At 41.1% G+C, this 13,927-nt stretch carries 8 protein-coding genes; 6 read left to right on the top strand and 2 right to left on the bottom strand.

Annotation, left to right across the window (positions count from 1 at the left end):
• Window positions 1-3: 3 nt before the first annotated feature.
• The 6 genes from ASG14_RS10125 (at window position 4) to rhaM (ending at window position 7,924) form a co-directional block, all read left to right on the top strand.
• Window positions 4-1,629: a RagB/SusD family nutrient uptake outer membrane protein gene (locus ASG14_RS10125; protein WP_056870925.1), complete on the top strand. Its 1,626-nt coding sequence runs from the start codon at window positions 4-6 to the stop codon at window positions 1,627-1,629.
• Between the two features lie 103 nt (window positions 1,630-1,732).
• Window positions 1,733-2,848: a glycoside hydrolase family 43 protein gene (locus tag ASG14_RS10120; protein WP_082491500.1), complete on the top strand. Its 1,116-nt coding sequence runs from the start codon at window positions 1,733-1,735 to the stop codon at window positions 2,846-2,848.
• A gap of 110 nt (window positions 2,849-2,958) precedes the next feature.
• Window positions 2,959-4,785: a beta-galactosidase gene (locus tag ASG14_RS10115; RefSeq protein WP_056870924.1), complete on the top strand. Its 1,827-nt coding sequence runs from the start codon at window positions 2,959-2,961 to the stop codon at window positions 4,783-4,785.
• 11 nt (window positions 4,786-4,796) lie between these two features.
• Window positions 4,797-5,630, top strand: a complete 834-nt coding sequence (locus ASG14_RS10110) for a family 16 glycosylhydrolase (RefSeq protein ID WP_056870923.1) — start codon at window positions 4,797-4,799, stop codon at window positions 5,628-5,630.
• A gap of 1 nt (window position 5,631) precedes the next feature.
• Window positions 5,632-7,581 (top strand): alpha-L-arabinofuranosidase C-terminal domain-containing protein, encoded by a 1,950-nt coding sequence (locus ASG14_RS10105; protein ID WP_056870985.1) that lies wholly within the window; start codon window positions 5,632-5,634, stop codon window positions 7,579-7,581.
• 28 nt (window positions 7,582-7,609) lie between these two features.
• Window positions 7,610-7,924 carry an L-rhamnose mutarotase gene (rhaM, locus tag ASG14_RS10100; protein WP_056870922.1) on the top strand — a complete coding sequence of 105 codons (315 nt, stop codon included), beginning with the start codon at window positions 7,610-7,612 and terminating at the stop codon, window positions 7,922-7,924.
• Between the two features lie 58 nt (window positions 7,925-7,982).
• On the opposite strand, the gene treY is transcribed toward rhaM, so the two are convergent.
• Together treY and treZ are read right to left on the bottom strand one after the other, a co-directional pair.
• A complete protein-coding gene (gene treY, locus ASG14_RS10095; protein ID WP_056870921.1) occupies window positions 7,983-12,035 on the bottom strand; it encodes a malto-oligosyltrehalose synthase in 4,053 nt (1,350 codons plus the stop codon).
• Window positions 12,036-13,883, bottom strand: coding sequence for a malto-oligosyltrehalose trehalohydrolase (treZ, locus tag ASG14_RS10090; protein WP_056870920.1), 1,848 nt, complete (start codon window positions 13,881-13,883; stop codon window positions 12,036-12,038).
• Window positions 13,884-13,927: the final 44 nt, after the last annotated feature.

Raw genomic sequence — 13,927 nt, 5'->3', positions numbered from 1 at the left:
ATCATGAAAAAATATATAACCATAATTGCATCATTATCAGTGCTGTTTGTAGCATTTTCATCCTGCAAAAAAGCATTTTTAGATGAGAAGCCTTTTTCATCATATACGCCACTTACGCTAACAGATTCACTAGGATTTGAAGCATCATTAATTGGCTTGTACAACCACACGAGTACTCTATTTACCTGGTCTGATCAGCAAGGCTGGCCAAGCGTTTGGCAGGTTGGTACTGATGTTGCAAATGCAACGAATAACCAGCAAGGTGTCGAAATTCCATATTACAACTATGCAACGCTAACACCAACAGATAATGGCGCTGCACGTACCTGGAATAGAAATTACATCATGATTAATTTAACCAACATAATTGTAGATGGAATTGAGAACCCAAGCGTTACCACAATAAGCACAAAGGGTAAAAGCCTTGTAAATGCCGAAGCAAAATTTTTCAGAGCATACGCATACAACAATCTGGCAACTTTATTTGGTGGCGTTCCTTTAATCACCCGTGCATTAACTGGTCCGAAAACGGATTTTGTTCGTGCTCCAATAGCCGATGTAAATAATTTTATCGTTGCCGACTTACAATATGCAGTAGCAAATTTGCCTGATATCGAAGCCGTTAAAACAAATTCGAAAGGTAAAATGTATGCCAGGGCAAATAAATTTATGGCGATGCAACTGTTAGCTGAAGTTTATCTGAGAATTGGCAAACCTGATTTAGCAGAACAACAGGCGCAGGCTATCATTAGCAGCGGAAAATTTAGTTTAATCAAAAACCGTTACGGCGTAAAAACAAGTCAGGCAGGCGATTATTATTCTGATATGTTCCAGTATGGCAATCAAAGAAGAGCGCAGGGCAATACCGAAGCCATTTGGGTATTAGAACAGGAAAACCCAGCAAGTGTTGTTGGTGGAATCAGCGATAGTCCTCAACAGAGAAGGGTATTCGGCGCTGCTTATTATAACATTGCCGGTATGGCTTTAGCCGATTCGTTGGGCGGTCGCTCAATTGGCAGATTGCGTTTAAGTAATTGGGTTCTGTACGGTTTGTACAAAGGAAATGACATTCGTAATTCGCAATACAACATCCGTAGAAGGTATTATTATAACGATCCAAACCCTACTTACGCAGCAAGATTCGGTAAGCAGGTTCCTTTTACTGGTCCTGATACGTTAATTAACATTTGCCCGAGTACAACAAAATGGGGCGCTTTTGACCCAAACGATACCTTTGGTTATGCAATGATAAAGGATTTCATTTTGATGCGTTTAGGAGAAACTTATCTATTACTTGCAGAAGCACAGGTTGCGCAGGGTAAAACGAGCGATGCAGCCACAACCATTAACGTGTTAAGAACCAGAGCGAACGCTGCACAGGTTACTGCCGCCGAAATGACGAAAGATTTCATTTTAGATGAGAGAGCCAGGGAATTAATTGGCGAAGAAAACAGGAGAATGACCTTGATGCGAACCGGAACCCTTGTAGAACGTGCACTTCGTTTAAACTCGAACGATGCCTCTAAACCGATTACCGGCTTGACATCAAAGGCTTTATTATTGCCAATTCCTTTAAGCGAAATACAGTTGAACAAAGATGCTGTATTAACTCAAAACCCTGGTTATTAGTAAATATTTTGGTTAGTTTTTCGGGTCGTCTTCGGATGGCCCGATTATTTTATTCCCACCTTTGTGACTTGTCGTTTATTTATTACCCTATATTAAGGCTTATATGTTTCATCGTTTTTACTTTGTCATCAGTTTCGTGTTTTTCACGCTAATAGCAAAAAACCAGGTTTTTTCTCAGGAAACTTATCAGGATTTCAATCCCGGCAAAATCTGGAAAGATAACAACGGTGTTCATATTAACGCTCATGGCGGCGGTATTGTGTACAGCAAAGGTTTATACTATTGGTTCGGCGAGCATAAAATCGAAGGTGAGAAAGGAAACACCGCACAAGTAGGTGTTCATTGTTATTCATCGAAAGATTTATACAACTGGAAAGATGAAGGTATTGCGCTTAAAGTCTCCGATGATTTAAAAAGTGACATTGCGAAGGGTTGTATTTTGGAACGGCCTAAAGTGGTATACAACAAAAAAACAAAGAAGTTTGTAATGTGGTTTCATTTGGAGCTTTTAGGCAAAGGTTACGAAGCTGCCCGAGCAGGTGTAGCTACCGCCGATAAAGCCACAGGACCTTATACTTTTGTAAAAAGCTATCGCCCAAATGCAGACAAGCTTCCGTTTTACACAGCACAAACACCAGAAAGCGAAAAAGTGAATTGCGCCAAGCCAGCTAACAAAAGTGATGGCTTTTTCTGCCGCGATTTACCGGGTGGTCAAATGGCCAGAGACATGACTGTTTTCGTTGATGACGATGGTAAAGCCTACCATATTTTTTCATCAGAAGAAAATTTTACCCTGCATTTGGCAGAGATGACGCCAGATTATTTAGGCCACACCGGAAAATTTATCAGAATCTATGTAGGCCAGCAAACGGAGGCACCGGCGATTTTTAAAAAAGACGGGATTTATTATATGGTTGGCTCTGGTTGTACCGGATGGGCGCCAAATCCGGCGAGGTGGTTTAAAGCGAATTCTATTTTCGGCCCTTGGACATATATGGGCAACCCTTGCGTAGGCCCTGGCGCTGATAAGACTTTTGGCGGCCAGAGTACTTACATCCTTCCCGCTCCGGGCAAAAAAGATGCCTTCATCTTCATGGCCGATAAATGGGAGCCTAAAAACGCAATTGATGGCCGCTATTTATGGCTGCCGATACAATTTGATGATAATAAAATAAAAATTGAATGGTCAGACAAATGGAACCTTGGCGTCTTCAAATAGATTTTAAAGAAAAAAATAACTGAGAATACAGCTGCAATTGCGGAAGTATTTGTTAATAGAGGATTGCCCGCCCTAGTGTCAGCCTTTCATAAGTTCCAAACCTATTAAAAATGAGAAAGATACTTTTGTTTATACTGTGCTTTTATTGCTCGGTAAATGGTTTTAGTCAGCAAGTAAAGCACAGCTTTGAACTTGGTCAGAACGAGTTTTTGCTTGATGGTAAGCCATTTCAAATCATTTCCGGAGAAATTCACTATCCGAGAGTGCCGAAAGAAGCATGGCGAGAAAGGATGAAAATGGCAAGGGCAATGGGCTTAAACACAATTGGCACATATGTTTTCTGGAATTTGCACGAGCCTCAAAAAGGAAAATTCGATTTTTCGGGCAATAACGACATTGCTGAGTTTGTAAAAATTGCGAAAGAGGAGGGTTTGTGGGTGATTTTAAGGCCGAGCCCTTATGTTTGCGCTGAATGGGAATTTGGCGGGTACCCATACTGGTTGCAAACGGAAAAAGGTTTGGTTGTTCGCAGCAAAGAGTCGCAATACTTAAATGAATACAAGAAATACATAAACGAGGTTGGCAAGCAGCTTGCTCCGTTGCAGGTTAACCATGGCGGCAATGTACTTATGGTTCAGGTTGAGAACGAATATGGCTCTTACGCGGCCGATAAGGACTATTTAGACATTAACAGAAAAATGTTTGTTGAGGCAGGTTTTGATGGGCTTTTATATACCTGCGACCCTGAACCAGATATTAAAAACGGGTATTTGCCAGGCTTGCTTCCGGCTATAAATGGTCAGGATGATCCGGAACGTGTGAAAGCAATGCTCAATAAACATCACGAAGGAAAAGGGCCATACTTTATCGCCGAGTGGTATCCTGCATGGTTCGATTGGTGGGGAGCACCGCACCATACCGTCCCCGCAGAACAGTACACTGGCAAATTAGACGCTGTTTTGGCCGCCGGTATATCCATAAATATGTACATGTTTCATGGCGGTACAACAAGGGGTTTCATGAACGGCGCAAATTATAAGGATGTTTCCCCATATGAGCCGCAAATCAGCAGTTATGACTACGATGCACCGCTTGATGAAGCTGGAAATGCCACCGGGAAGTTCAGACAATTCCGGGCAGTGATTGAGAAACATCTGACAAAAGGAGAAATTTTGCCTGCAATACCAGCTCCAAAGCCTACAATTTCCATCAAGCCTTTTAAGCTGATCAGTAAGTCAAATCTGTTTAATGTGCTTCCTGCTGGGGTAAATAATGAGAAGCCTTTAACTTTCGAAGACCTAAAACAAGATTATGGTTACGTGCTTTACAGAACGAAAATATCTGGCGGCAGAAAGGGTTTACTGCAGGTGAAACAATTACGCGACTTTGCTTTGGTTTTCATCAATCAAAAACGTGTTGGCGTTTTAGATAGAAGAGTACTTTTGGATAGCCTGACATTAGATTTGCCGAAAGGGGAGGTTACGCTCGACATCTTTGTAGAAAATATGGGGAGAATCAATTATGGAAAATACCTGCTCGAAAACAAGAAAGGTGTAACCGAAAAAGTGATCTTCGCAGGGAAAGAAATCAAGAACTGGCAAATGTTCGGTTTTCCCTTCAACAACATTTCAGCAATTGCTCCGAAAAAAGCAATTGTAAACGCTCCTGAAGCACCATCTATCAGTAAAGGCATATTTAATCTGGAAAAAGTTGGCGATACCTATTTAGACATGACGGAGTGGGGCAAAGGTATTGTGTGGGTAAATGGGCATAACCTTGGTAAATATTGGTCCATCGGGCCGCAACAGACACTTTATGTGCCTAAAGAATGGTTACACGTTGGCAAAAATGAAATAGCTGTTTTTGAACTGTTAAAGCCCGGGCAGGAAATCATCACAGCAATCGATAAACCTATCCTTAATAAATTGTCGAAATAAACGGTTTGGTAATGAAATTGAAAATGCTTTTTCTGATTTCTTTGTGCTTAACGCTCAATACATTTTTGGTTTCAGCTCAACAATATCAAAAGGAGGGTTTCAAATTGGTTTGGGCCGATGAATTTGAAAAAGACGGTGTACCAGACGCTAAAAACTGGACCTATGAACTAGGTTTTGTGCGAAATGAAGAATTGCAATGGTATCAACCTGAAAATGCTTTTTGCAAAAACGGACTCCTGATTATCGAGGCCCGTAAAGAACAAAAGCTTAATCCTTTGTACGAGGAGGGAAGTGGCAACTGGCGAAAGAAAAATAAATTTATTGAATATACCTCAGCATGCTTAATTACTAAGGGCTTACAGCATTTCCAATATGGGCGTTTCGAAATGAGGGGAAGAATAGATATTTCGGATGGTTTATGGCCGGCTTTCTGGACTTTAGGCGAAAGTGGCGCCTGGCCTGCCAATGGCGAAATAGATATTATGGAATATTACCGCGGCAAAATACTAGCGAATGTTGCCTCGCTCGGCGCCGGCAAAAAACCCAAATGGTTTAGCAAAACTAAATCAACTGATGAACTTGGCGGAAAGCATTGGGCATCGAAATTTCACATCTGGCGAATGGACTGGGATAATCAAGCCATTAGTTTGTACGTAGACGATATTCTTTTGAATAAAATCGCTTTGAATGAACTGAAAAATGAGGATGGCACCAATCCCTTTATGCAAAAGCACTATTTACTGCTCGATTTAGCTTTGGGAGGCTTAAATGGTGGCAGTTTAAATGATACAAAATTTCCAAATCAATTTGAAATAGATTATGTTAGGGTATATCAAAAAAAATAAAATGAGCACCAGGCTAACCATAGTACTTTTACTTTTCACAATTTGCTCTTTTGCGCAAAAAAGAGAAGAACTTGTTGTTTCTGCAGATAAAAGCATCGCCGAAATTTCACCTTCAATGTGGGGGATTTTTTTTGAAGATATTAATTTCGCTGCAGATGGAGGCCTTTACGCAGAGTTAATCAAGAACCGTTCCTTCGAATTTGCGAATCCTTTAATGGGTTGGAGTACAGAAGGAAAAGGCAAACTGCTCGTTATAAATGATGGATTACGCAATCCGAAAAATGCCCGGTATATCTCTATCGAGCCAGATAATGCAACCTTTTCTTTAACAAATGAAGGTTTTAGAGGAATTGGCCTGCACGAGAACGGCACTTACAAGTTATCGCTACGCGGAAAGCTTGTTTCTGATACACAACCTAAAATTGTGGTTCAACTTTTAGATACAACCAATAAAATTATCTCCGAAAGAGAATTAACTGGGTTAAAGCCAGAATGGGATACTTATTCGATAGTTTTTAAATCTTCTAAAACGATTCAAAAAGCTAAGTTCCGCCTGGTGTTTAGTGGTACTGGCCTGGTAAATTTAGACATGATTTCTCTTTTCCCAACAGATACCTGGAAAGGAAGGCCAAATGGCTTGAGGAAAGATTTGGTTCAAAAGCTTGCCGATTTAAAGCCAGGTTTTGTACGTTTTCCCGGTGGCTGTATTGTTGAAGGCCGAGACCTTGCTAACCGTTACCAGTGGAAAGAAACAGTCGGCAATCCTTTCGATAGAAAAGTAATGATTAACAGGTGGAATACGGAGTTTGATTACCGTCCGGCACCAGATTATTTTCAAACTTTTGGGCTTGGCTTCTACGAATATTTTCAACTTGCCGAAGATATAGGTGCGAAAGCATTGCCCATTTTAAATTGCGGAATGGCCTGTCAGTTTAATACTGCAGAGCTTGTTGCCAACACAGAACTCGACCCTTACATTCAGGATGCAGTTGATTTAATAGAGTTTGCCAATGGAGACACGACCACAAAATGGGGTAATCTCCGTGCTAAAATGGGTCACCCTAAACCTTTCAATTTGGATAGACTTGGGGTTGGGAATGAGCAATGGGGTCCACAATATATCGAAAAGTATAAGCTGTTCGAAGCCGTTTTAAAGGCCAAATACCCAAATGTAAAACTAATTGGAGCGGCCGGCCCTTTTGCGGGTGGCGAGCTTTTTAATTTTGCCTGGGATAAGTTTAAGCTTACAAACGTCGATTTTATCGATGAACATTACTATATGGCGCCAGACTGGTTTTTGAAAAATGCTGGTCGATATGACAACTACGACAGGAAAGGACCAAGAATTTTCGCCGGCGAATTCGCCGCCCATGATAAAGAAGGTAAGGCGCCTGAATCCAGAAATACCTGGTTCAGTGCATTAACGGAAGCTGCTTTTATGACCGGCTTGGAACGAAATGCAGACCTTGTTCAAATGTCGTCTTATGCGCCCTTGCTTGCACACGTAGAAGCCTGGCAGTGGCGCCCTGATTTAATTTGGTTTGATAACTTAAGCTCCGTTGCAACGCCTAACTACTGGGTGCAAAAAATGTATTCTAACTTCAAGGGCACGAATGTAGTAAGCATTTTAAAGGCGGGCAAAACCATTATCGGAAAGGATAGCCTCTATGCAAATGCAGTTGAAGATAAGGTGAAAAAGCAGTTGATTGTTAAGCTGGTTAACACATCCGCAGTTTCAAAAGAGTACGACTTGGTAATTAGTGGGGCAAAGGGAATATCGAAAAAAGCAGTTACATACACGCTTCAGAGTGATGTACTTTCAACGATGAACAGTCTGCAAAACCCGGATAATGTTATTCCAAAAACGTCGTCAATTGATGTGAAAAATGGCAAGGCGAATGTTAAAATGCCCAAGTTCAGCTTCATTGTGATTGTTGTTTCTAAAAAATAAATTGCTATAATATTTAAAGAATGACGTTATGGTAAGGATTGGGTTCAAAATGAAGTTGTTTGCTGGCTGTGAAGCTGAATATAAAAAACGCCATGATGAAATATGGCCGGAACTGGCATCACTTTTAACCGACACAGGGATTGCCGACTACTCAATTTTCCACGACAAATCTACAAACGACCTCTTCGCGGTTTTGAAGATTGCGGATCCAACGTTGTTGGAAAAATTGCCGGCGCAGCCTATAATGCAGAAATGGTGGATGTACATGGGCGATATTATGGAAAGCAATGCAGACAATTCGCCCATTTCTATACCGCTGGATGAAGTATTCTACCTGCCATAGAGCGCTCGCTTTGTTTTCAAACTTTTAATTGCTAAGCTTCAGTTGTTTGGATTAGTTGTTATCGCCCAAACATTGCAACGTTAAGACTTAAGCGTTCGCTTATATTTTTGTTGAGATGACTTTCAGCTATTTTCCAGTTCCAGTTCCCTTCATTGGTACCGGGCGTATTCATGCGGGCCCGCTCATCCAATCCCAGAATATCTTGCAATGGTAATACGGCCAGCCAGGCAATTGATAAATAACACAAGCGCATTACTACCTCATTTATATTTTCTTCAGTAACGCTTAAACCCACATATTTTGATAATCGATTGTGCAGGGCTGCGTCCGTCTCGTTTTTAAACCAGCCCTTTAAAGTGTTGTTATCATGCGTGCCCGAATAAACGATGCAATTCGTCGACGTAAAGTTATGTGTTGCGTGGCTCGATTCTGGCAAATGTTCATCAAAGGCAAATTGAAGCACTTTCATTCCCGGCAAATTAAATTTTCGGATTAAATCGTCAACTTCTTCAGATATTTCACCTAAATCTTCGGCAATAAAAGGCAAACTGCCCAGTTCATCTTTCGCAATCTGTAGAAAATTAACGCCCGGGCCTTTAATCCACTGTCCATTTATCGCATCTTCGCTACCTGCCGGAACCTGCCAGTAAGATTCAAACGCTCTAAAATGGTCTAAACGCAGCAAATCATATAGTTCCATATTTTTCTTTAGGCGATTCATCCACCAGCTGAAATTGTCTTTTTTCATCAATTCCCAATTAAAGATTGGCATGCCCCATAGTTGCCCTTTGGCGTTGAAATAATCTGGCGGTACACCGGCAACTTGTTCTTTATTCAATTGCTCATCTAAAAGAAAGTTTTCGGGAGATGACCAAACTTCAACAGAGTCATAATCCAGGTAGAAGGGCAAATCGCCAATAATTTGAATATTTTTTTCATTGGCATACGCCTTAATTTTATTCCATTGTCTGAAAAAAATAAACTGCTGCCACTTAATTTCTTCAATCTCAAGTCCAAACTGCTCTTCAAATGATGACAACATTTTCGTTTCCCTGCGTTTAAACTGTTCAGGCCATTTGTACCATTCAGCTCCATTATGATGTTTTTTCAAGGCCGTATAGATTGCGAAATTATCGAGCCAACCCATCTCAGTTATACAAAACGATTTAAATTCCCTGTCAAGAACATCATTTTTTATGTTTTTGAAATTTGAGAAAGCTTTTTTCAACAACCTGTCTTTTAAAGCTTCTGCAATTGTAAAGTCGACGGAATCTGTAGCCTCCACGTGCTCTGCGTCGCAATCGCTTTCTGTTAAAAGTCCGTCATTAATTAATGCCTGCGGACTAATCATCAAAAAGTTACCAGCAAATGCAGAGTTACTGGAATATGGCGAATGTCCATTTTCTTTTTTGGTAGGGTTTAATGGTAATATCTGCCAATACCGCTGATTAGAATTATAAAGAAAATCAACAAATTTCTTCGCACCGGGCCCGAGGTCGCCAATACCAAAAGCAGATGGCAACGATGTTATGTGCATTAACACCCCAGCCGACCGCGAATGTTTCTTGGGCAGCAACTTTATAACCGCAACGGGTAAGTCGGCAAATAATTCGCTTACCAACAGCCCACCTTGATTGATATCCCTGAAACCTTGCTCGCCGGTAATTAAATTTTCCCAGCCTTGAGGCGCAATATTAGGCAAAACGATTCTGGTGTCGTACCATTCAACTTTTTCTGCAGCAACATTTTGCTCATCAGCTAATTTTGCGATGCCTAGAGGCGCAGCTACTATTACCCAATTATCTTTTAGCTGCTTCGCGAATGCGAAAATGTTGCCCGCATACTTTCCCTTCGTAGCCAGAGGGATGTACGTCCCGGTATCAAATAGTGCTCTTTCAGCAGCTCTAATGCGCAATAATTTGCTGGTTAAAAACAATTTAATCTTTCCCGAAAATCTTTCGTTCCAACTGTTTTCCAGATCTTTTTCTGTTTTAATCGATTGAAGTTGTTCAACACGCAGGTTATAATCTACCGGTCGCCTGTTGTCTGGATCTACTAAGCTAAGATCCCAAAGTTCAGTACCCTGATAAACATCGGGTATGCCGGGGCAGGTAAATTTCAGCAGCGTTTGAGCCAGGCTATTAATTATGGCGAAGTCGGCGATATCGGCAACGAAGCGCTCTATAATGTTCTGGCCGTTTTTATTTTTATTTAAAAGTTTTAAAACAAAATCTTTCATGTCACCCTCATAGGCTTCATCTGGCTCGGCCCAATCCGATCTTTTTTTAGCTTCTCTCAATGCCTTTTCAATAAAAGCCTGCAGCCTGCTTTCAATATCATCATCGCCGGTTCCGGGAAATGGGAGCGCCCCAACAAGATTTTGGAGAATAAAATAAACGTCGTTTTTATGTAACCACTTAAAAGAGGGGTGGTTAACTTGTAGTCTTTCTACCGATTCCTGAACTGTTTTTACGAAATTTACCCATCGGTCAGGAATATCAGTCAAGACGTTTAACCTGGCTCTTACGTCTTCGCCCTTTTTTGTATCATGCGTTGAACTGGCATTCATACTTAAGTTCCATTTGTCTTGCCGCTCGACCATCTCAGCATGGAATTCAGCAACCGAGAGGCCAAAAGCATCGGGAGCATCGCCAACCTCTGCATGCCCAACAAAGCGATTGTAAGTAAACATCAATGTATCCTCTACGCCTTTCGCCATAAGCGGGCCGGTAAACTGCATACATCGTTTATAAAAAAGCCCCAGCCTTTCATTATAACTTTTATCTGCCAGCGGCGGATTTTTTATAAATACTTCATACAAGATGTCGCCTATTGCTGTCGTCTTCTCATTTTCAATTACCGGAATAATCAGGGCTTCCACTTTACTTAATTTGGTTCCTTTTAAAGGGAAAACGTAGTCATAATAGCGGTAAACAGGCATTTCGATTAAAAATTCCGCTAGCCCAAGTTTTAGTTCTTCAGCCGTAAATCGCTCAGCCTCAATTAATTTAGATAATGTAAAGAGTTCACATAAATTATTCAGCTCGCCAAGCATGTGCTTCCATAAAATGGCAGTTTTTTTCTCACGGGTCAGCGTTTCGGCGTCAAGTTTTTTGCCAATAACATCGTCGTACAGGTTATTAAATTCCTGCTCCGATTTCTTGTTGGTAAATAGGTTATTAACCATCGAGAGAAAATCATAGCCGGTTGTTCCCTGTATCTTCCAGTCTGTTGGCAGGCTTTCTCCTGCTTCGAGGATTTTCTCTATTACAATATAAACGTCATCTCCAACCGCCTCTCTTAGTCTACCCAGGTATTCTTTTGGGTCGTAAAGGCCGTCGATATGGTCTATTCTAAGTCCCTGGAAAACTCCTTTATCAACCAGTTCGAAGATGTATTTATGGTAGGTTGCAAATACTTCAGGATTTTGAATATTCAAACAAATTAAGCTGTTTACCGTAAAAAACCTTCGGTAATTTATCCTCGAATTTGTTTCCTGCCAATTGCAAAGCCGGTAATGCTGGGCATTGGCAATTTCTTTTATAAACCCTGGCTGGTTATTTCTTTCGGCCAGGTTTTCGTTTGATAATTTTATTGCTGTTTCGAGATTAACAGGCCAATTAGAATCAGCAGTTGCGAGAAAGAATTTTCCTTCAATTTCTTTCAGTTGAATCGATTTATTATCAATCGCATCCTCTAAATCTTCGCCTAAAAATGGCACCATTAACCGGGCGTCTGCCTGCCGGAAATCAATGTCGAAGAAAGCAGCATAATCAGATTGCTCACCTTTTTCCAAAACATCCATAAGCCATTTGTTAGCATCATGGAAAGCCATATGGTTTGGAACAATGTCCTGGAGCCATTTTATTCCAGCTTGTTTAAGCCTTTCAGAAATGGCCAAAAGCTGGCTTTCGGTGCCAATTTCCGGATTTATCCGTAGTGGGTTCACCACGTCATAGCCGTGTGTGCTTCCGGGCATTGCTTCAAAAATCGGAGAAGCATAAACCGTATCAACGCCCAAATCTATTAAATAGGGAATGATTTTTTCGAAGTCATCGAAATTAAAATCTTTGTGAAACTGTATGCGGTAGGTTGAAACTGGATTATTCATTTAGTTGGAAAAAATTAAAATAGATTCAGGAGCGATGCTGATTTCGCCGTTGTGTTGAATAGCATTTGCTGTAGGCTGCGGTCCACCAAATTCTGTAGTGGCAGAATTTAGCAAAATCGACATATTGCCTGGCAAGTTTAATTGTAGATTTTGCTGATTTTTTGAAAAATTTAAAAGGCAAATAATAATTTGTTCCTCGCTCGAGCGTGTAAGAAACAAGGTATTTTTATCGGTAATTGCTCTGGCCTGCGTGTTTTTCCGATTCAAATCATTAAACGCCGCGTTTTCTTTTCTTAATCGAATAAGGGTTTTGTAATAGGCGAGCATTGTCTTATGCATGCCGGTAGCTGCTTTATTCCAATCCAGCTTCGAACGGTTAAAGGTAGCCTCATCTTGTGGGTCAGGCGCTTCACCTTCAATATGGAAAGCCGAAAACTCAGCTTTACGTCCCTTTCTTACTGCTTCAACAAGTTCCTCATCGCTGTGGCTGATAAAAAACTGGAAGGGATTAGTTTCCGCCCATTCTTCGCCCATAAAAATTAAAGGTAAATAGGGTGCACAAAGCACTGCACCGGCCATAACTTTCAACATCTCAAAACTTACGAGTGTCGATGTTCTTTCGCCAAGCATCCTGTTGCCAACATGGTCATGGTTTTGTGAAAACACGATAAACTGTTCGCCGGGGTTTTCAGTTTCCACCCCAAACTTTTTTTTACGATGTTCCGAATACTGGCCGTTGTACACATAGGCATCATTGTAGGCTTTTGCTAAATCTTCAATACCATTAAAATCAGCGTAGTAACCTGTTTTCTCTTGTCCGGCGGCCACCCGCAGGGTATGGTGAAACTCATCTATCCATTGGGCGTCCATGCCATAGCCGCCCTGTTGCTGCGAGTTGATGTAGCGGTTATCATTTAAATCGAGCTCAACCATTAAGTGGTAAGGCCGGTTGTTTTCTGTAGCAAGTTTATCTACGTGTTGCTTTAGCTCTGCCAGGATATGTTTCGGACTGAAGTCTTTTATCGCATGAACGGCGTCGAGTCTAAGTGCATCGATATGAAAATCACGAAACCACATCAGCGCATTCTCAATAAAAAATGTTCTGACGCCATCGCAATAGGCGTCATCAAAGTTTATTGCATTGCCCCAGGGTGTATTGTACTTTTCGGTGAAATAGGCTCCAAAATCATTAAAGTAATTTCCTTCGGGACCAACATGGTTATAAACAACATCCAAAATAACCGCAAGGCCTTTGTTATGGCAAGCGTTTACCAGTTTCTGTAACTGTTGCGGGCCGCCATATGTATTTTGTACAGCGAAAGGAAAAACCCCATCGTAACCCCAGTTTCTGTTGCCAGAAAACTGGCTTACAGGCATAATTTCAATGGCAGTTATTCCTAATTCTAAAAGGTAATCAAGTTTGTTTATAACCGATTCAAAATCGCCCTCAGGCGTAAAAGTGCCGGTGTGAATCTCATAAATAATATAGTCTTTTACCGCTATCGGCTTCCAATTCTGGTCTGTCCATTCAAACCGGCCCAAATCGAAGGCTGTAGAGTCTCCGAAAATTCCATCATGTTGATATATCGAGGCGGGGTCAGCACGCTTTAGTTTAGCATTATCCGCATCAGTGTTGCTCTCAAGTTCAAAACTGTACGCATCGAAAGGCCGGATTTGCTCTGTCTTTAAATACCAATAACCATATTCTTTCGCTAGCATATCCAGGCGATGTTCGGTTTTTTGAATGCAAATATTAACCTTATTCGCATTAGGGGCCCAAAGCCAAACCTCAGCGAAGCCATCATTAAAGTTTAAACCAATTTTCCTTCTAAGTAAATCTATCTGCATTGATATTTCAGGTTTTAAAAAGACAACAAAATTAAATGGTCAAA

It is taken from the genome of Pedobacter sp. Leaf194 (genome assembly GCF_001423945.1).
Lineage (GTDB): Bacteria > Bacteroidota > Bacteroidia > Sphingobacteriales > Sphingobacteriaceae > Pedobacter.
This window is presented reverse-complemented; position numbering and strand designations above follow the sequence as displayed.

What these genes read in the sequence shown, in the direction of transcription:
- ASG14_RS10125 (WP_056870925.1), top strand. Translation starts at nt 4, where the DNA reads ATGAAAAAATATATAACCATAATTGCATCATTATCAGTGCTGTTTGTA.
- ASG14_RS10120 (WP_082491500.1), top strand. Translation starts at nt 1,733, where the DNA reads ATGTTTCATCGTTTTTACTTTGTCATCAGTTTCGTGTTTTTCACGCTA.
- ASG14_RS10115 (WP_056870924.1), top strand. Translation starts at nt 2,959, where the DNA reads ATGAGAAAGATACTTTTGTTTATACTGTGCTTTTATTGCTCGGTAAAT.
- ASG14_RS10110 (WP_056870923.1), top strand. Translation starts at nt 4,797, where the DNA reads ATGAAATTGAAAATGCTTTTTCTGATTTCTTTGTGCTTAACGCTCAAT.
- ASG14_RS10105 (WP_056870985.1), top strand. Translation starts at nt 5,632, where the DNA reads ATGAGCACCAGGCTAACCATAGTACTTTTACTTTTCACAATTTGCTCT.
- rhaM (WP_056870922.1), top strand. Translation starts at nt 7,610, where the DNA reads ATGGTAAGGATTGGGTTCAAAATGAAGTTGTTTGCTGGCTGTGAAGCT.
- treY (WP_056870921.1), bottom strand. Translation starts at nt 12,035, where the DNA reads ATGAATAATCCAGTTTCAACCTACCGCATACAGTTTCACAAAGATTTT.
- treZ (WP_056870920.1), bottom strand. Translation starts at nt 13,883, where the DNA reads ATGCAGATAGATTTACTTAGAAGGAAAATTGGTTTAAACTTTAATGAT.